The 19,652-nt window shown below is 44.6% G+C and carries 18 protein-coding genes; 9 read left to right on the top strand and 9 right to left on the bottom strand.

The window, feature by feature from the left end; translation table 11 throughout:
• The first annotated feature begins 4 nt into the window (after positions 1–4).
• The 3 genes from ACLIIY_RS11035 (at position 5) to ACLIIY_RS11045 (ending at position 1,232) form a co-directional block, all read left to right on the top strand.
• Positions 5–466, top strand: a complete 462-nt coding sequence (locus ACLIIY_RS11035) for an NfeD family protein (RefSeq protein ID WP_005436909.1) — start codon at positions 5–7, stop codon at positions 464–466.
• 331 nt (positions 467–797) lie between these two features.
• Positions 798–977: a hypothetical protein gene (locus ACLIIY_RS11040; protein ID WP_009707247.1), complete on the top strand. Its 180-nt coding sequence runs from the start codon at positions 798–800 to the stop codon at positions 975–977.
• 78 nt (positions 978–1,055) lie between these two features.
• Positions 1,056–1,232: a hypothetical protein gene (locus ACLIIY_RS11045; protein WP_020197694.1), complete on the top strand. Its 177-nt coding sequence runs from the start codon at positions 1,056–1,058 to the stop codon at positions 1,230–1,232.
• Between the two features lie 76 nt (positions 1,233–1,308).
• Here the strand turns inward: ACLIIY_RS11045 and ACLIIY_RS11050 are convergent, their stop codons facing one another.
• The 4 genes from ACLIIY_RS11050 to zipA form a co-directional block, all read right to left on the bottom strand.
• A complete protein-coding gene (locus ACLIIY_RS11050) occupies positions 1,309–1,671 on the bottom strand; it encodes a DUF2799 domain-containing protein (protein ID WP_434527614.1) in 363 nt (120 codons plus the stop codon).
• Between the two features lie 81 nt (positions 1,672–1,752).
• Positions 1,753–3,138 carry a hypothetical protein gene (locus ACLIIY_RS11055; RefSeq protein ID WP_005436905.1) on the bottom strand — a complete coding sequence of 462 codons (1,386 nt, stop codon included), beginning with the start codon at positions 3,136–3,138 and terminating at the stop codon, positions 1,753–1,755.
• Positions 3,139–3,649: 511 nt separating this feature from the next.
• Positions 3,650–5,662 (bottom strand): NAD-dependent DNA ligase LigA, encoded by a 2,013-nt coding sequence (gene ligA / locus ACLIIY_RS11060; protein WP_434527615.1) that lies wholly within the window; start codon positions 5,660–5,662, stop codon positions 3,650–3,652.
• An 88-nt stretch (positions 5,663–5,750) separates the two neighbouring features.
• The gene (gene zipA / locus ACLIIY_RS11065; protein ID WP_434527616.1) at positions 5,751–6,707 is read right to left on the bottom strand and encodes a cell division protein ZipA; all 957 of its coding nucleotides are present in this window, start codon (positions 6,705–6,707) and stop codon (positions 5,751–5,753) included.
• Between the two features lie 250 nt (positions 6,708–6,957).
• On the opposite strand from zipA, the gene cysZ reads away from it, so the two are divergent.
• The 5 genes from cysZ to crr all read left to right on the top strand — a co-directional run bounded on the left by cysZ (position 6,958) and on the right by crr (position 11,869).
• On the top strand, positions 6,958–7,698 hold the full coding sequence (cysZ, locus tag ACLIIY_RS11070) for a sulfate transporter CysZ (protein ID WP_009707253.1): 741 nt from the start codon (positions 6,958–6,960) through the stop codon (positions 7,696–7,698).
• Positions 7,699–7,865: 167 nt separating this feature from the next.
• On the top strand, positions 7,866–8,834 hold the full coding sequence (gene cysK / locus ACLIIY_RS11075) for a cysteine synthase A (RefSeq protein WP_005436896.1): 969 nt from the start codon (positions 7,866–7,868) through the stop codon (positions 8,832–8,834).
• A 298-nt stretch (positions 8,835–9,132) separates the two neighbouring features.
• Positions 9,133–9,390: an HPr family phosphocarrier protein gene (locus ACLIIY_RS11080; protein WP_005436894.1), complete on the top strand. Its 258-nt coding sequence runs from the start codon at positions 9,133–9,135 to the stop codon at positions 9,388–9,390.
• Between the two features lie 139 nt (positions 9,391–9,529).
• A complete protein-coding gene (gene ptsI, locus ACLIIY_RS11085) occupies positions 9,530–11,254 on the top strand; it encodes a phosphoenolpyruvate-protein phosphotransferase PtsI (RefSeq protein ID WP_045481555.1) in 1,725 nt (574 codons plus the stop codon).
• Between the two features lie 105 nt (positions 11,255–11,359).
• Positions 11,360–11,869 (top strand): PTS glucose transporter subunit IIA, encoded by a 510-nt coding sequence (gene crr, locus ACLIIY_RS11090; protein ID WP_005425608.1) that lies wholly within the window; start codon positions 11,360–11,362, stop codon positions 11,867–11,869.
• A gap of 98 nt (positions 11,870–11,967) precedes the next feature.
• On the opposite strand, the gene ACLIIY_RS11095 is transcribed toward crr, so the two are convergent.
• The 3 genes from ACLIIY_RS11095 to ACLIIY_RS11105 all read right to left on the bottom strand — a co-directional run bounded on the left by ACLIIY_RS11095 (position 11,968) and on the right by ACLIIY_RS11105 (position 16,011).
• Positions 11,968–13,092, bottom strand: a complete 1,125-nt coding sequence (locus ACLIIY_RS11095) for a flagellin (RefSeq protein ID WP_434527617.1) — start codon at positions 13,090–13,092, stop codon at positions 11,968–11,970.
• 114 nt (positions 13,093–13,206) lie between these two features.
• Positions 13,207–14,340: a flagellin gene (locus ACLIIY_RS11100; RefSeq protein WP_434527618.1), complete on the bottom strand. Its 1,134-nt coding sequence runs from the start codon at positions 14,338–14,340 to the stop codon at positions 13,207–13,209.
• Between the two features lie 516 nt (positions 14,341–14,856).
• Entirely contained in the window at positions 14,857–16,011 is a 1,155-nt protein-coding gene (locus ACLIIY_RS11105; RefSeq protein WP_334422831.1) for a flagellin, read from the bottom strand.
• Positions 16,012–16,246: 235 nt separating this feature from the next.
• Between ACLIIY_RS11105 and ACLIIY_RS11110 the strand changes: the two genes are divergently transcribed.
• Positions 16,247–16,405, top strand: a complete 159-nt coding sequence (locus ACLIIY_RS11110) for a hypothetical protein (protein ID WP_155398236.1) — start codon at positions 16,247–16,249, stop codon at positions 16,403–16,405.
• A 55-nt stretch (positions 16,406–16,460) separates the two neighbouring features.
• On the opposite strand, the gene flgL is transcribed toward ACLIIY_RS11110, so the two are convergent.
• Both flgL and flgK read right to left on the bottom strand, forming a co-directional pair.
• Positions 16,461–17,651, bottom strand: coding sequence for a flagellar hook-associated protein FlgL (gene flgL, locus ACLIIY_RS11115; RefSeq protein WP_434527619.1), 1,191 nt, complete (start codon positions 17,649–17,651; stop codon positions 16,461–16,463).
• Positions 17,652–17,663: 12 nt separating this feature from the next.
• The gene (gene flgK / locus ACLIIY_RS11120; protein ID WP_005438656.1) at positions 17,664–19,577 is read right to left on the bottom strand and encodes a flagellar hook-associated protein FlgK; all 1,914 of its coding nucleotides are present in this window, start codon (positions 19,575–19,577) and stop codon (positions 17,664–17,666) included.
• Between the last annotated feature and the right edge of the window lie 75 nt (positions 19,578–19,652).

A 19,652-nucleotide genomic window follows, 5' to 3' on the forward strand; every position in this document is an offset into this window, starting at 1 on the left:
ACTTATGGATTTATTTAGCCTATTGGAAGGCGTTACGTTCTGGCATTGGATTGCGTTTGGTTTTGCTTTGCTAGCGATCGAGCTACTCGGCACTGCTGGCTATTTCTTATGGCTTGGCATATCGGCGCTTATCGTCGGAACCATTTTGTCCTTCTTGCCCATCAGTTGGCAGATGCAATGGTTAGCTTTTGCTGCTTTCAGCTTGATGACAACGTGGCTGTGGTGGAGAAAGCAATGGTCGAAAGATCGTAAGAGCGACAGCGCGCGCGATCTTAACCAAAAGCAGAAGCAATTAGTCGGTAGTATCGTGACATTAGATGAAGACTTCACTGTGGGGATGAACCGCTTACGAGTGGCAGATACTACTTGGTCTGCTGAATCAGAACACGATTTACCAGCAGGAACTCGAGTCGAAATTATCGCCGTTGACGGTATTATTCTTAAGATTAAACCGGTTTCTCGCTGACTTGTGTCAAAATAATAGGGTGCAAAGCACCCTATTTCATATCTATTCAAACTACTTCTTTTATTTCATTCACTTATTTAAATTAACTACAAAAATTAAGTGATATAAATATTATCAGCATACTCTCTTTTCCTACTCTTACTTAATTATTCAAATTAAATAATTCAGACACATAGAAAAATATAACTCCTTTTTCGAAATCTAAATTTATTTTAAAAAATAAAACACTGTTGAATTTAATTTTGATCTTTCTAGGTCTCTATACATACTTAACGCATAAGCATGTCAATTAAGTGCTTATATTTTTTTAAGGTAAGTAAGAGGAAGTACTATGAAAAAGACAATGATGTTGTTCGCTGTGGTGTTGTTCTCATCAAGCGTGTTTGCCTACTCAGGCTCAAACGGTAACAGTGCTACAGGGCCTAACGTGCAATGCTATCTACCAGACGGGACTAGCGATTATATGCCAATCGTCTTATGCCAACATCAAAATGGTACGATAAAGAAATAAAACAATTCTAACTTTAAATTGAAAGATCAATTAATTATTCAGCCTAAGCTGGAAATTTAATGAGTGAGAGGATTCACCATGAAAAAGATTGCTGCTTTATTTATCGCGTGCTTTATTTTTGCATCTCCAATTTCTTTAGCACAAAACTCAGCGGGACATGCATTCGGTGCCGGCGTAGATTGCACATTTAGTGATGGTACAGTAAAACACCTACCACGCGAATTATGCACAATGTACGGTGGTACATTTAAATAATTAACATTATCAATGGTTTTAACGAAGTTTATCTATTTTATGGGGATAAACTTCGTTGGCCATTAAATGAAAAAACTTAGAACTTGTAGAAGTCAGAACCGATAAATGCATCCCACCCTCTTTGCCATTCCGCTTTGATCATGACTTCTTGAGGCTGTCCTGAACATTGGTCAGTATAACGAGTACCTTGGATACCTTTTTCAAACGCTTTGAAAGGATCACAGTACTCTGCTTTACCTGCTTCATAGCCCGCCTTGTAGGATGCTTCGTCAAAAGAAACACTCTCTTTTAAGTTCGCTAAAACATCGTTGTCGTAGCGGTAGCCATTTGAGCCAAAACGTTCACCTTGCCCATACCAATACTCGGCTGGAGTTTTAGGGGCAGTGCTGCAAGCTTGAAGGGAGAATAATACAAATGGAATGATCAGTGCTTTCTTCATGGTTAGCTCCTTGGTCTCTGAGACAAAAAAAGCTGAGCGTATGCTCAGCTTTTTAGACACTATTTAGTTTATTCAGTTCGCTTATTTAACTGAGAACGGAATTGCTAGTACTAGCTTGAAATCTTCCTCATCTTGGAACAAGTTAGTGTAACCTGTCCAGTTTGGAGCGTTTGTATCATTGTAGTAGTTAGTGTAGTAGAAGCTGATGTGAGCATCTTTAAGTGCGCCAGCTTGGATTGCGTAGTTTGCAAAAACGCTGTATGCGTACTCGCTAAGGTCATCGTAACCTTGAGCAGATGAACCGAAGCCGTATGCACCACTTAGACCAGCACTAAAGCCTTTACCACCGATATCAGAGAAGTCACGAGACACAGAACCAAATACCGCTAGCTCTTCATCGTGGTTAAAGTCAGAACGGTTGTTCCACCAGATTTCGTAAGCACCGTTTGAACCACCGTATTGGCTAGTTAGACGGTAAGACATGTTACCAACGTTTGCTGGGTCACCAGAATCTGCGCCAGTGTATGTCGCTTCAGCACGGTATGAGTACTGACCAGAAGAGAAGCTTGTCAAAAGTGCTAGCTGGTATGCAGTGCTGTCGTACTGTTCGCTATCATCAACGATGTATAGTTGAGGAGACCAGTATAGACCACCTTCTGTTGTACCTTTCACTTTAAAGTGAGCGTTCCAACGGTCACCATCAGATAGACCACCGTATGCTGCATCTAGAGAGATACCGTTGTCTAGAGTGTAACGACCACCTACAGAGTAAAGTGTACCTGCGTCTTCACCCTTAGTTGTTCTGAATTCGTAAGTTTCTTTGAACCACGGTGCTTTGTATTCAGTCGCAACAACCAAACCTAGGTCAAAACCACCGATTTTTCCGCCAACTTCACCACCTAGGTAAGTACCAGGAGCGAATGACCAGTTAACACCTAGAGAGCTAGGTACAGATGGTTGGAAGTAACCAAGTTTCGCAGTAGCAGAATCACCTAGTTTGAACTTCGCTGCCGCAGTAGCAAATGAAACGCCGTTGTCTGTACAGTCAGTCCATACATCAGAACATGCGCTGTCTTTCGCTTCTTTATCGTATGGGTTGTTTACACCCCAGAAGTTCATTTCGTGGTCTGCACCACCGTTTTGCCACATGTCGAATGTGCTGTAGATAACAACATCAAGACCAGCAACACCGCCAACATAGCCAGAGTTGAAGCCTAGGTTTGCAAAGATAGAACCGTGGTCTAGGTTCGTTACCTTTTTAGTGTCGTTACCATTTGCATCTACATTGCCACGGTCACGAGCACGCATCCAAAAGTTAAGGTTACCGCTGATAGTCGACTCAGAGAAAAACTCTGAAACTGCGCCAGCGTACTCTGGACCTAATGGATCTTCAGCCATTGCTGGAGCAGCAACTACTGCACCCATCATTGCCGCAGAAAGGGCAGATACTTTAAAAAATTTGTCCATGGAAAAAACTCCTAAAAATGGATATAGCTGTATTTTTCTATCTCACCTTAAGTTGGCCGCCGAAGGAGAGAAGTAAATTCCTGAGTGAACCTCAATATTTCTAAATTGGTTCTTTTTAGTTCCTGCATACACACCGTGTATCCACGCTTCTAAGACTAACTTCGCATCTAAAAACATCCAAATGGAACTTATTTTTTTTCTAAAAAAATATGACCAACGCCAAAGTTCCATATAAGTTGTTGATCCAGATCTTATTTTTAACACCAAAGACACAACAAGCAATTAAGTATTTAAAATACAAATACTTAAGTAAAAACAACAAAGCTCAATTTGAAGTTGATCGCAGACTTTGGCCTATAGGAGATAAATCGTTGAAGGGTCGATCCTGATCACTGAAATCACTAAACAGCGGAATTATGAGGTTATTGAGTGACTTTTTAATTGCAAAGAAAAAGCCCCAACTGACTGGCAATTGGGGCTTTTAGGTATTTTTTAGCTTTTTTGAGAGAAGTTAATTCATCAAGTTGAGTAAGTCTTGCTCAGTTTGAATCTCAATACCGAGCTCTTGCGCTTTTGCAAGCTTAGAACCCGCGTTCTCACCAGCAAACAGAATGTCTGTTTTCTTCGATACACTACCCGTTACTTTCGCACCTAGGTTCTGTAATGCTTCTTTCGCTTCTGAGCGACCTAGTTGAGAAAGCGTGCCAGTTAATACGACCGTCTTGCCTTCCAATGGTAATTCAACACCTTCTTGTGGAGCTGCAATCTCTGGCCAGTTGATACCTTGTTCTAGCAAGTCACGAACAACAGCTTGGTTTTTCTCTTCGCCAAAGAAAGTCGTAATGTGTTTTGCCACGATCACACCAATGTCTTGAACTTCAATCAATTGCTCTTCTGTCGCTTGCTGAATAGCATCCAGATTCTTGAAGTGTTGTGCTAGGTTGGCTGCTGTTGCCTCCCCTACTTCACGAATGCCGAGTGAGTACAAAAAGCGTGGCAATGTGGTGAGTTTTGATTTCTCAAGCGCATTGACAACGTTGGTTGCCGATTTAGGACCCATTCGCTCTAGAACCGTAAGAACACCCGCAGAAAGCTTAAATAGATCAGCAGGCGTTTCCACCATCTCACGATCCACTAGCTGCTCAATTACCTTGTCACCCAGGCCGTCTACATCTAACGCTTTGCGGGAAACAAAATGCTTTAACGCTTCTTTACGTTGCGCCTGACATACTAAGCCACCAGTACAACGTGTTACCGCTTCACCTTCGATACGCTCAACGTGAGAGCCACATACCGGACAAGCATCTGGGAAAAGGATTTCACGAGCTGTTTCAGGGCGGCGCTCTTTGATAACAGACACCACTTGTGGAATCACGTCACCGGCACGACGAATCACGACTTGGTCACCGACCATCACTTGCAAACGCTCAATCTCGTCTGCGTTATGAAGTGTTGCGTTAGAGACCGTCACACCACCAACAAATACTGGTTCAAGTTTGGCTACTGGAGTAATTGCGCCAGTACGACCAACTTGGAACTCAACTTCATTCAGTGTAGTGATTTCTTCCTGAGCTGGGAATTTGTAGGCAATCGCCCAACGAGGAGCACGAGCAACAAAACCTAAACGCTCTTGAATCGCAATGTCGTCCACTTTGATAACGACACCGTCAATTTCGTAAGCCAAAGCTTCACGGCGAGTAAGAATATCTTGGTAGTACGCTTTAACCTCTTCCAAGCTATCGACACGCTTAGTTTCTGGACACATTGGCAAGCCCCACGATTTGATTTGTAAGAATCGTTCGTAGTGACTGTTAGCAAGGGTTGCCCCCTCCACAACGCCAACACTGTATGCGTAAAAGCTTAGAGGACGTGATGCCGTGATACGGGAATCTAATTGGCGTAAGCTACCTGCTGCCGCGTTACGTGGGTTAACAAAAACTTTCTCGCCTTTTTTTCGTGCGTTCTCGTTAAGTTTGTCAAAGCCCGCTTTTGGCATAAACACTTCACCGCGCACTTCTAGACGTGTCGGCCAGTCTTTGCCTTGTAACTTTAATGGAATAGCGCTGATAGTACGTACGTTTTCAGTGATGTTCTCACCCGTCGTACCGTCACCACGCGTTGCCGCTTGAACCAAAACGCCGTTTTCATACAGCAGGCTCACAGCTAAGCCATCAAGCTTAGGCTCGCAGCAGTATTGTTTAATGGTATGGCCAACGACACGGTCTTGAGCACGTTTGTGAAAACCATCCAGTTCAGCATCATCAAACGCGTTGTCCAAAGACAGCATTGGCACTTCGTGAGTGACTTGGCTGAATTCAGACAGTGGCTGACCACCAACACGTTGGCTTGGAGAGTCAACAGTCACCAACTCTGGGTTCTCGGCTTCAATATCCAATAGTTCACGCATCATACGGTCGTATTCTGCGTCTGGAATCTCTGGGTTATCTTCCACGTAGTAACGAACAGCGTGGTAATGCAACGACTCTTTTAATTCTTCTAGTCGCTGAAGTACTGATTCAGACATATTAAAGCCCCGTGTATATTGTTCAATGAGGTTGGGAATCTAAGAAAAAGGGCTCCTAACGGAGCCCTATCATTATTTGGTGTTAAGGTTATGCGCTAGCAGCATTAAACTCAACTATTTGACGTCGATATGAGGCTAATCGATCTGGTGTCATCAAGTTACGTTGATCATCCAAAACGTTACCGCCCATATCGTCAGCGATTTGTTGTGCAATACGCAGCATAAGGTTGAAGTTTTGGTCTGCTTCACCATAACAAGGTAGCGTCATAAAGAACGAAATACCTTTAGTACTGAATTCAGCTGGGTCACCGTGTTCTAGCGTACCTGGGTGCATCATGTTGGCCACGCTAAATAGCACTTTGCCATTGCCTGATAAATCAACATGACGATGGAAAATATTCATCTCACCGTAAATCAATCCATTTTGCTGCATGCTATCGAACAGCTTAGTGCCGATGAAAGGCTCATCGCCAGCGCAATGAACGTTCAATACAATCACTTGCATTTCAGGTTCTGGTTTTGGCTCTTCAATCACTTCTTCAGCCATTACCGGTGTCGCCTCGACTTCTGACATAACTGGCGCTTCTGGTACTTCAGGAGCTTCAAAGACTGGTTCAATAATTTCTTCTTCAACAACAGACGACTGTACTGGCTCTTGCAGAACAGGTTCTAATTCGTCTTCGGTTTTCTTCGTTGCGACAAAAGCAGGGATTTCGCGCTCTTCTTTGTGTTCTTTTTCTCTAACATCAAGAACATCATCGATCAGCGGATCAGAGGCAAATTTGTTGTCGAAAGAACTTTCCATCCCAAAATCAGGCTCTTTACGATCTTTGCGGATGATTTCGAAATCGTCTTCTGGAGCAGGAGCAATTTCACGCTCTTGATCTAGGGAGTCTTTATCCTCTTGGTCAACGTCCAACTTACCAAGCGGCTTGTTACCAAATTTCGCTTTGCCTTCTTTTTTGCTTGTCCACAAACCATGAAATAGCAATGCGGCGATGGCTAATGCGCCAACAACAATGAGTACGAATCGCAATTCCTGCATTATTTACTCTCAATCTACTTGTTCTTACTACTCGCACATCCTTGAGCAGTAACCCAAGTGCAATAAATCCGAATGATGCTTTTACTTTACCAAAACTATATGTAGGTTTAGAACAACTTAATGCAAGAAGTTCCGCTTTTTGTTGTGATTCTTGCCACGATTCCACTTTACAAGACCCAAATTGTTAGGGCATTGAAAGAAAAGCATCCACAGGTACAATGAGTTTTCACTTACAAGAAACAAAATGGATATGAAGTCGAATAATCAGCCTAGAACCGGATTCGGTTACTTCCTATACGGAATTCAAATAGCTCTCTCCCCAGAGATCCGACGTTTTGTCGTCTTGCCGCTGCTTGCCAACATCTTGCTTGTTGGGGGCGCTATCTTCTATTTATTTTCCCATCTCGATGTTTGGATCGAGAATTGGATTGGTAAGCTGCCAGAGTTCCTCTCTTGGCTCACCTACATCTTATGGCCAATATTGGTGTTGACCATTCTGGCCACGTTCTCCTACTTCTTTAGTACATTAGCCAACTTCATTGCTGCGCCTTTTAATGGGTTGTTGGCAGAGAAAGTAGAAGAGTCTCTTACAGGACAAAAGGTCAATGACGACGGCTTTGCGGCACTCATCAAGGATGTACCTCGCGTGATGGCCCGTGAATGGCGCAAACTACTTTACGTGTTACCAAAAGCGATAGGCTTGTTTCTACTCTTGCTCATCCCAGCATTAGGTCAAACTGTTGGACCTTTTCTGTGGTTTATTTTCACCGCATGGATGTTAGCGATTCAATATTGTGACTATCCATTTGATAACCATAAAGTCCCTTTCAACGACATGCGTTACAAATTGAAACAAAAGCAAGGTAAGGCCTATGGTTTTGGTGTGTTGGTTTCTGTATTCACGACTATCCCAATTCTCAATCTTATCGTTATGCCTGTTGCAGTCTGTGGCGCAACCGCGATGTGGGTAACCGAATTTAAGCATCAATAATAGGTGGCTTTTTAAACCAATTGAGGAGGACGAATGTGCCTCCTCAGTTATTTTGTGGATTTCTTGACCAACCTCATAAGATATAACTTTTTAATCCTTTTCCCTTTTTTTTATACCGCATATTCTTCTATCCATATTCACAAAACGTGTAATGAAGGAACATCACTATGAGCAAGATCTACGAAGACAACTCTCTTACCATTGGTAATACACCTCTAGTTCGCCTAAACAAAGTGAGCAAGGGTAAAGTTCTAGCGAAAATCGAAGCGCGCAACCCAAGCTTCAGCGTTAAATGCCGTATTGGTGCAAACATGATTTGGGAAGCTGAAAAAGCAGGCACGCTCAAGCCAGGCGTTGAGCTAGTAGAGCCAACCAGTGGTAACACAGGTGTTGCGCTTGCATTCGTAGCAGCAGCTCGCGGTTACAAGCTAACACTAACGATGCCTGAATCAATGAGCCTTGAGCGTCGTAAACTTCTTAAAGCGCTAGGTGCAAACCTAGAACTAACAGAAGCAGCAAAAGGCATGAAAGGCGCGATTGCGAAAGCAGAAGAGATCGTAGCAAGCAACCCAGACAAATACCTGCTTCTACAACAGTTCAACAACCCTGCAAACCCAGAGATTCATGAGAAGACAACGGGCCCTGAAATTTGGGAAGCAACAGACGGTGAAATCGACGTATTCGTAGCAGGTGTTGGTACGGGCGGTACTATCACAGGTACAAGCCGTTACATCAAAGGTGAAAAAGGCAAAGCCATCACTTCTGTTGCGGTCGAGCCAGCAGAATCACCAGTGATTGCGCAAGCGCTAGCAGGCGAAGAAATCCAACCTGCTCCTCACAAAATCCAAGGTATCGGCGCTGGTTTCATCCCTGGTAACTTAGATTTAGAACTTCTAGACCGTGTTGAGCAAGTAACGTCTGAAGAAGCGATTGAGATGGCTCGTCGCCTAATGGAAGAAGAAGGTATCCTAGCGGGCATTTCTTCAGGTGCAGCGGTCGTTGCGGCAAACCGCCTTGCAGAACTACCTGAATTTGAAGGAAAAACGATTGTAACTGTTCTTCCAAGCTCTGGTGAACGTTACCTAAGTACGGCACTATTTGCCGGCATCTTTACCGAGAAAGAGAACCAACAGTAATATGTGGTCAAATCAATTTTTCGTTTAAAAAAGCCCCGTTCAGGGGCTTTTTTGTTGATCCCTGCCCCACCTTTGGTAATATCAGGGTGTTTTATTTTTAGGTTCAAAATAAAGAATCTAAACCAAAAAGGTTTCAGAGTGATTACGCACGCAAACAGTTGCGCAATCACCAAACTTTTGACTAGTATCAGTTCTGACACGCTTTGAACTCTCCCGTGCTAGCGCACAAGGTGTAAAGCAGTTAAGCTAAAACTCAGTCACAAACTAACAAAAAAATACATTTATTGGGGTATATCACATGTACGAGAAGCAAGTAGAAATCACAGCAGAAAATGGTCTTCACACTCGTCCAGCTGCACAGTTCGTTAAAGAAGCTAAAGCATTCGACGCGGACATCACTGTGACTTCTAACGGTAAAAGCGCTAGCGCTAAGAGCCTATTCAAGCTACAAACACTAGGCCTAGTAAAAGGTACTCTAGTTACTATCTCAGCTGAAGGCCCACAAGCTCAGCAAGCAGTTGACCACCTAGTTGCTCTAATGGACCAACTACACTAATTCGGTCTCCTATTTCAGAAGCCATTTTGTGAAAGCAAAATGGCTTCGTTGGAAATAGGCTCAAAACTAAGCTAATACTATTCGTTAGCGCACCCATTATTCTCCCGTTTTATAAAGTTGACCAACTTAAGGTAAGGCTATGATTTCAGGCATCCTAGCATCTCCAGGTATTGCAATCGGTAAAGCACTACTACTTCAAGAAGATGAAATTGTCCTAAACACAAACACTATTTCTGATGATCAAGTAGAAGCAGAAGTTGCACGTTTCTTTGACGCTCGTAACAAATCTTCTGCTCAACTAGAAACTATCAAGCAAAAAGCGCTTGAAACGTTTGGCGAAGAAAAAGAAGCGATCTTTGAAGGTCACATCATGCTTCTTGAAGACGAAGAGCTAGAAGAAGAAATCCTAGCACTTATCAAAAACGACAAAATGTCTGCGGACCACGCAATTCATTCAGTTATCGAAGAGCAAGCATGTGCTCTTGAATCGCTAGACGACGAATACCTGAAAGAACGTGCAACTGACATCCGTGACATCGGTTCTCGTTTCGTTAAGAACGCTCTAGGCATCAACATTGTTTCGCTAAGCGACATCAATGAAGAAGTTATCCTAGTAGCTTACGACCTAACGCCATCTGAAACTGCACAAATCAACCTAGATTACGTTCTTGGTTTCGCTTGTGACATCGGCGGTCGTACTTCTCACACTTCAATCATGGCTCGCTCTCTTGAGCTTCCAGCTATCGTTGGTACTAACGACATCACTAAGCAAGTTAAGAACGGCGACATGCTGATTCTTGATGCGATGAACAACAAAATCGTTATCAACCCTTCAGAAGCGGAACTAGAAGAAGCGAAAGCAGTTAAAGCTGCATTCATCGCTGAAAAAGAAGAGCTAGCGAAGCTGAAAGACCTACACGCAGAAACAACTGACGGTCACCGCGTAGAAGTTTGCGGTAACATCGGTACTGTTAAAGACTGTGACGGTATCATCCGTAACGGCGGCGAAGGTGTTGGTCTGTACCGTACTGAATTCCTGTTCATGGACCGTGATGCACTTCCAACTGAAGAAGAGCAATACCAAGCTTACAAAGAAGTTGCGGAAGCAATGAATGGTGAGTCTGTGATCATCCGTACTATGGACATCGGCGGCGACAAAGATCTTCCATACATGGATCTTCCAAAAGAGATGAACCCGTTCCTAGGCTGGCGTGCAGTACGTATCAGCTTGGATCGTCGTGAAATCCTACGTGACCAGCTACGTGGTATCTTACGTGCATCTGCACACGGTAAACTACGTATCATGTTCCCAATGATCATCTCTGTTGAAGAAATCCGTGAGCTTAAGAAAGCGATCGAAGAGTACAAAGCAGAACTGCGCGCTGAAGGTCATGCATTCGACGAAAACATCGAAATCGGTGTAATGGTTGAGACTCCAGCTGCAGCAGCTATCGCACACCACCTAGCGAAGGAAGTTGCTTTCTTCTCTATCGGTACAAACGACCTAACTCAGTACACACTAGCGGTTGACCGTGGTAACGAGATGATTTCTCACCTATACAACCCACTATCACCAGCAGTACTTACTGTGATCAAGCAAGTTATCGACGCTTCTCACGCTGAAGGTAAGTGGACTGGTATGTGTGGTGAGCTAGCAGGTGATGAGCGTGCAACACTTCTACTTCTAGGTATGGGTCTAGACGAGTTCTCAATGAGCGGTATCTCTATCCCTAAAGTTAAGAAAGTTATCCGTAACTCTAACTTCGCAGAAGTGAAAGCAATGGCTGAAGAAGCACTTTCTCTACCAACAGCAGCAGAAATCGAAGCAGTTGTAGAAAAGTTCATTGCAGAGAAAACTCAATAATCAACTAATTCCAATGAGATAGGCGGTTAAAAAAAGTCGTCTATCTCGAAAGATTGGTATACTATAATTCGACAGAATTAAATAAAACGTTAGGAGCATGACACAATGGGTCTGTTTGACAAACTTAAGAAGCTAGTATCTGACGACAGCGCTGACGCAGGTGCAATCGAAATCATCGCACCACTTTCTGGTGAGATCGTGAACATCGAAGATGTGCCAGATGTTGTTTTCGCTGAGAAAATCGTTGGTGATGGTATTGCTATCAAACCTGCTGGTAACAAAATGGTAGCTCCTGTAAACGGTACTATCGGTAAGATCTTCGAAACGAACCACGCGTTCTCTATCGAGTCTGACGACGGTGTTGAGCTTTTCGTTCACTTCGGTATCGATACTGTTGAACTTAAAGGCGAAGGCTTCAAGCGTATCGCTGAAGAAGGTCAAACTGTTAAAGCTGGCGACACTGTAATTGAATTCGACCTAGCTCTTCTAGAAGAGAAAGCGAAATCAACGCTAACTCCAGTTGTTATCTCTAACATGGACGAAATCAAAGAGCTGAACAAGCTTTCTGGTTCTGTTACTGTTGGTGAAACTCCAGTTCTACGTGTAACTAAGTAATTTTTACTTAGCCCAACACGAAAAAAACGCTGCCATTGGCAGCGTTTTTTGTTACCTGAAACTTTTGTTCCTGAGCGATGTTCATCGCTGCAACCCATTTAACTTAGCAAGCCAAGTGCCGAGCTCGGTCTCTGCTTCGCTTGGGCTAACAATGCGGTAGTCGCATCTTGCAACACTTGTGAGCGTACCATCTCCGTCGATTCTCGAGCAAAATCCGTATCTCGTATCCGCCCTTTTGATTCGGTCACACTTCGGTTCACCGTATTAAGGTTATCCATCGTGCCACTCACCCGGTTTTGGAAGCCACCTATTTCACTTCGATGTGAATCAACATACTTAATTGCCGCATCAATCACTCCAATTGAAAGCTGTGCCCCGCCAACAGTCGACATATCGATGTCGTCCATCGTGACTAAACCACCAGCACTAACATCAAGCTCATCCGCTAAACGGCCCTCTAACGTTACACCTTCAGGTGCATTCTGCGTCGAGGCAAAGAATTGCAGTTCATTGTTTTCAGTCACAGAGGCACTCACTATCGATTGCTGCGCATTGATATAAGTAGCAACTTGCTCGATGCGATCTCCTAGCTTGAGCCCAATAGATTCTGTTTGGGTTTGCCCTTTATTGTCTTGGTATTCAAATTTAAGGGTTTGATTATCTTTAGTGACTCGCCAATCTTTATCGACTGCATCACCAACATAATGCTGCCCTCCCATCTCCGGGATGTGACTGCGCATATTTCGCAGTGTCAGAGAGATAGAGTTGGCATTCGCACCAATATGGAAGCTTTGCGAGCCGTAATAGCCATCAAATAGGTTTTTATCTGCAAATGTCGTCGTGATCGCGACACGATCAAGCTCATCTTGCAGCGCTACGACCTCGTATTGAATACTTTGCCGATCACTGGAGTCATTACTGCCGTTTGCCGCTTGAAGCCCCAGAGAGCGCAAGCGTTGCAATATATCACTGCTCTCATGCAAAGCGCCTTCTGCAGTTTGTGCCACCGAATACGCATCGTGCGCATTTCTCAAGGCGACATCAAGCCCTCTTGTTTGAACATTAAGAGTATTGGAGATTTGCAGACCTGCAGCGTCATCACTGGCGGAATTAATCCGATAACCCGAGGTAAGGTTTCGCTGAGACTCTATGTTTTGCTCAGCTGCATGACTGAGGTGCCGCTGCGTCATCATCGCAGTGACATTGGTATTTAAAGAGACCATCTAATCGATACGAACTCCTTGTCACCTGCCCTATTCGGTGTACCTAATGCATGATTTGAATAGGCAAAAAGCCAGGGGTGAGCCTGGCTTTTGTATCGCGTCGTATTAGGTTAATTAACCTAGTAGGCTTAGCGCTGAGTTTGGCGCTTGTTTCGCTTGCGCAAGGATTGAGCTTGACGCTTGCGATAGAATTTGTGACTTGGTCATTTGAGTCGTTTCTTTCGCGAAGTCGGTATCTTTGATACGGCTCTTCGACGCGTTCACGTTCTCGTTGATGTTATCCAAGTTGCTGATTGCGTGGTTGAAACGGTTTTGAAAAGCACCTAGCTCTGCACGGTGGCTATCTACGTATTTCAATGCCGCATCAATGATAGCCACAGATTCTTGTGCACCACCTACTGATGTTACGTCGATAGTATCAACCGTTACTTTCTTGCCGTCGCCTAGACCTAGCTCACCAGATAGGCCGCCAGAGAATTCAACGTCGCCTTCTACTTTGTTGTTACCAGCGAAAACTTGCAGCTTACCATCTTGGTCTACTGACGCTTTTACTAGGTCAGTTTGACCGTTGATGTACGTCGCTAGCTCTTCGATATCGTCACCCGCTTTCGCGCTGATGTTGATTTCTTGCTCTTGACCAAAGCTGTCAGTCAGGCTGATTTTCAGGTCGTTTTTGCCCGCTTCAACGTTCCAGTTTTTGTCTTTACCGTTTTCAGCTTGGTAGCTCACGCCGCCCATCATTTTGTTGTCTGAGCGCATGTCTTTTAGGTTAAGCATTACTGCTTCACCGTTATCCGCACCGATTTGGAAAGACTGAGTGCCGTAAGTACCGTTAAGTAGACGGTTACCACCGAAAGATGTCGTTTCAGCGATACGGTTTAGTTCGTCGTTTAGTGCCGTTACTTCTTCTTGAATCGCAACACGCTCAGATTTTGAGTTAGAGCCGTTCGCAGATTGAAGAGATAAGTCACGCATACGTTGCAGGATGTTAGTTGTCTCGTTCATTGCACCTTCAGCAGTTTGTGCAATAGAGATACCGTCGTTCGCGTTACGAACAGCCACATCCAGGCCACGGCTTTGTACGTTCAAGCGGTTCGAGATTTGAAGACCCGCAGCGTCGTCTTTCGCGCTGTTGATTTTGAAACCTGAAGACAAACGCTCCATAGAAGTTTGTTGTGCTGAGTTTGCGTTGTTTAGGTAACGCTGAGCGGTCATCGCTGATACGTTTGTGTTTACATTCACTGCCATGGTGATTTCTCCAATTGATTTTCCGATGTAGCGGTTTCCGACGTCTCGGAAAACCAAGTAGTTCTCTCAAAGTTACTTCTATTAACGACTCGGATTTCAGAAGCTTTAGAAAAAAATCAAAAAAAGTGAATTTGCGAGATTTGGCTAGAAAAATGAGAGAAAAGTAGAAAAAAAGCCTCAAGTTTCTGCAACTTAAGCCGAGCGCTCTAAATTGAGCAAAGAACAACCAAAAACAGCTAGAAAGCAGTGAGTTAGATGAAAGAAAGGAATGTTTTATCTGGGAGATAGAAAAGAAAAAGCCCCTTTTCCTTTGAGAGAACTGGGGCTAGGTTGGTAGCCAGAGCCTATGTGGAGATCAAGAGAAATGAACACATAACCGGCACACCGGGTGCAACTTTACATTGAAAATGATTGGCAGGTGAGAGATGAGAGAGCCGCACATTCTATTATAAAGTTGCTTGCCATAAGCCTGCATTCCCATCCACGTCTGAATGTATTGAATACAGGCTAGGTAAACTACTGCAATAGTGACATCGCAGAGTTTGGCAACTGTTTCGCTTGAGCAAGAATCGAAGTACCTGCTTGTTGCAAAATTTGAGCTTTGGTCATTTGCGTTGTTTCTTTCGCAAAGTCCGTATCTTTAATTCGGCTGTTCGATGCATCAACGTTTTCTTGGATGTTTGCCAAGTTATTGATGCTGTGGCTTAGACGGTTTTGTTTTGCACCTAGGTCAGCACGTTGTGAATCGACGTACTTAAGCGCTGAATCCAGTACAGAAATCGCGTTTTGAGAACCTTGCACGGTTGTCATATCGATATCTTGCACTGATGTACGTACCGCTTCATCACTTAGACCTAGATCCGATGCTAGGCCACCAGAGATTGAAATCTCGCCTTGTACGTTCGGGTGCGCAACAAACACTTGTAGTTTGCCGTCTTCACTTACCGATGCATTGATCATATCAGATTGGCCGTTGATGTACGTTGCCAACTCTTCAATATCATCACCTGCTTTCGCATTGATGCTGATTTCTAGATCGTCTGGGTTGCCGTCTTCGTCTTCACCCATACCTGGAAGCGTGATTTTTAGATCCGCTTTAGTTGGATCCACGCCCCAATCTTTGTCTTTGCCATTCTCAGAGAAGAAAGTCACACCGCCCATACGCTGGTCATCCGCACGGATGCTAGTTAGTGCCATGATCATCGCTTCACCAGAGCTTGAACCGATTTGGAATGCCGCTTCACCGAACGAACCGTTCAATAGACGACGACCACCAAATGAAGTCGTCTCTGCGATACGGTTAAGCTCATCCGTCAACGCTGATGATTCTTCATTGATCGCTTGGCGTTCCGCAGGAGAGTTAGTACCGTTTGCAGATTGAATCGCCAAGTCACGCATACGTTGCATCACTGAAGTCGCTTCGTTCATCGCCCCTTCTGCCGTTTGGGCAATCGAGATACCGTCGTTTGCGTTGCGCATTGCCACATCTAGACCACGAGACTGAGCCGTTAGACGGTTAGAGATCTGTAGACCTGCCGCGTCGTCTTTTGCACTGTTAATCTTGTGACCAGATGATAGGCGTTCCATCGAGGTGTTTAGCTCGTTGGTCGCCTTGTTTAAATAACGCTGCGCGGTCATCGCGGAGACGTTAGTACTAACTGTTACAGCCATTTTGCTCTCCTGTTGAGTTCGCAAGCTTTTGCGAAGCGGCCAGCTTTACTCTCATTTGGATAAGCACTGACCGTAAAAAATTACTTGCTAAATCTGCCCTATGGCAGGGTTTAGAATCTCGTAAGTCTGTTCTGACAACATCAATACAATTTGTATGCCAACTTGTTTCAAACTATTTATTCTTTTAATAATGAACAAATAAACAACAAGTTATAGGGCATACGGGGCAAGAGCCTTGCCTTACTCATATTTTGTTGTGTTGCCGAATCGCTGTTTCTTTATTGCCGCCCGGATTACCGTTGGCTTGATTGCCGCTTTCGGTCAAATCATGCCGCTTGGCTCGCATTACTCGGTATTTTTCGTTGATTTCTCGCACTTAAGGCTTGGCACATAAGGCATTAAAATCGAACGGTTGAAATATCGAGCTCACCGGATAAACGGTAGGCGCATCAAATATAGTTAAACAATGTCAGGTCTTTGGTTTTACCAAATGCCTGTTGTGAGGCTTGCAACGCGCGTGAGTTCTCGCTGAACTCAATCACTGCCTTGGAGTAATCCAAGTCCTCAAAATTGCTCTTCGCTTTTGCCAGAGACAAATTAAAATCTTCGTGGTTTTGCTCTTGAATATCGAGCGTGCTCAACTTAGCACCCAAATCGGTTCTGACTTTGTTCATGTGAACAAACGCTGCTTGGAATTCTTCCGTCATTTGATGCAGCTTTGCTGTCGCCGATGCGTCAGATACTGAGCTTTCCGACCACTGCATGGTTTCTTTAAATGCATCAAAAACACTGAAGGTTTGGCGCGGCTCTAGCGTAATGCTATCCCCTGCGGAAACTTGTCCTTTCAGCTGAATATTGATGCCTTCATACTGGATGCCGTCAATTGGCGAGTAGTCATCGACTTGTACGACGCTGCCATCTTTTTCCAATTGGTAACCAAACTTGCCGTTACTCATGTCCACAAAGGTCACTTTGTAGTTTGAGTTATCTTCTGACGCACTCGTTGCTTGACCAAGCAACAGCTCAGAGCCTTCTTGTAAATCGTATTGCGGCTCGAAATCACCAAACGGGTTTGGGATCTCCGAGAACAGATGATTACCCGGATAGTTGATGCCGAGCTCAATGTTGCTGGCGATCTTCATCTTGCGTTGGTAATCGTCACCGGTATAAACCACGCTGCCGTCGTAATCACGAAAGAAAGGCTGCGATTTCGGTTTCGTACCAGCAAAAACGTAGTTGCCTGATTCGTCTTGAGTATTCACTAACGCCAAGAAGTTGTTTGCAATCTCTTCCAGTTCGCGCTTTTTCGCTGCACGGTCTTCCGGAGAAAACGCACCGTTGATCATTTCCATCGAGATGCGTTTCGACTCATCAGTAAATTGCTCAGCGTTGGCAATCACCACTTCTTGGTTTTCTAGTCGGTTACGAACCAGAACAATGGCATCAAGGTATTGTTTTAACTGCTCTTCTTGTTGACCAATACTCTGAATATAGTGCGTCGCAAGTGGATCATCACTCGGCTTGGTCAACTGTTTACCAGAAGCCAATTGCTCCTGATTATGGTGAACTTTGTTTTCCTGACGGCGCAGGTCGTTCTGCACTGACTGGTAGTTATGGAAGCTAGAAATTCGCGTTAACATCTAAGGCCTCCTTTATCGCAACTGCAAAATGGTGTTGAAGGTGTCATTGGCTGCCTGCATCACACGAGAAGAGGCCATATACGCCTGTTGGAACTTCATCATGTTTGCCGCTTCTTCATCGAGGTTTACCCCCGATATCGACGCCACGCGCTCTTGTGCTGCCTCACTCTCTAACTGAGCAACATCGGCGAGTCGACTTGCGGTTGACGTTTTCAAACCCACATCAGTGTTCAAGTTGAAGTACAAGCTCATGATCGTCGATTCATTGCCGTTCATCTTCTTGTCGGTTTGGATGTTTTGCATCTTACGCAAGTTGCCGTTGTCACCTTCAGATGGCACTAGGTTCGCGGTAAATTTATCGTTCGCTAATGCGCCCGCACTTAACTCAAATACGGTTGCGCCGCCGTTTTTATAAGCGGGATGATTGCTCGGCAAACTGACTGAAACCGGTCCGGTCGGTGGATATGGCTGGGGCGCCATGATCACGTTGCCTTTGGTATCAGTTACCGCAAATTGGTCTCCGGTTGGAGAAACAACCACTTCAAATTCACGTAAGTCACCCGCATCAACAATCTCAAATTTGGCATTACCTTGAGCAAAGGTCGTCGACGCTTCATAACTTTGCGCAGCAATGGCTTTTGGATCCGTGGTTTCAACTTTCATTTGCGCTGCGCTACTACGGGTAGGACGAAGTAACACATGCTCACCGACTTTAGGCTCGTTACGAACTTCAACCCGCATACCGTCGATGTAGAGCGCATTACCAGCATCAGTATTAAGCTTAACGGTTTCACCATTTGGCTTAGTCACGGCGTAGCTGTCGCCATCGTAGCGTAATGAGTACTCGCCACCTTTCAGTGCGCTGATATCATTGATGTAAACCGCCATATCAGCCGTCGATTGAGGGCCTGCAACGACACGAGATTTGGCTAGTCGCTCTGAGTTCACATCGGTAAACAACGGATCACCCACATTACCGTAGTGATCCAAGCCTTGCGATTGCAGGTGGTTTACTTCACTAGAAAACGCCGTCGCTAAGCGGCCAAGCTCATCCATCACTTGTGGAATGTGCTCGTCACGCATCTTAAGTAACGCGCCAATTTTGCCGTCAATATCGTCTGATTTGATGGCTTTAATGCCACCACCTTCAACCATCGCAAGGCGACGTTGATGAACATCTGGTGAGCCATCAATCATCTTCAATTGGCTGGCTTCTGTTCCCGAAACAAGGGTGTGTCCATTGCCGATATGGACATTAAAGCCTTCCGAATTTTTACGTGGCGTTACCGTCACCTTGGTGTATTCAGAAAGCTCTTTGATCAGTTTTTCATGTTGGTCCATTAAGTCGTTATGGGGACCAGGAGTACGCATCATCAATCGATGAACATCGCGGATCTCAACAGCAAGTTGGTTCACGCGTTCAATGCCCATATCCAGTGATTTATTGGCCACATCGGATTGCTGACGCACAGTTTCATGGAATTCGTTTAGGGTATCGCTGAGTAATTTGGCTTTTTCCAACACGACTTTGCGCGCACCCATGTCATTTGGGGTATCCGCCATGGTTTTTACCGCATCAAACCATTCGTTCATGTTTTCTGGGATTTTTTTCGATGCCACCGAAGACAACATGCTTGAGAGCAGATCAAGGTTCTTCTCATTATCAAGCTTACTGGCGTAATTCGTGGTGGAAAGGTTTAGCTCTTTAACGGCAAACTCATCCCAAGAGCGGCGAACATTTTCCACATGCACGCCCATGCCGTAAGTTGACCCACCAAATTGACGCGGATCGTTGGTGCCTTGGATAACAGACTGACGGCTGTAACCCTCTGTATTCGCATTAGAAATGTTATGACCAGTCGTATTCAACTGTCGCTGAGCGGTAAGCACACTTTGTGTACCTACATTCAACAAATCTGACGCCATACATGCCCCCAAAAACGAAATAAAATCGGTATTGACCGATCACCTAGTTAGCAATTAGCAAAAGGTGTGCCAGTT

It is taken from the genome of Vibrio sp. K4, from assembly GCF_051122595.1.
In the GTDB taxonomy this organism is placed as follows: domain Bacteria; phylum Pseudomonadota; class Gammaproteobacteria; order Enterobacterales; family Vibrionaceae; genus Vibrio; species Vibrio owensii.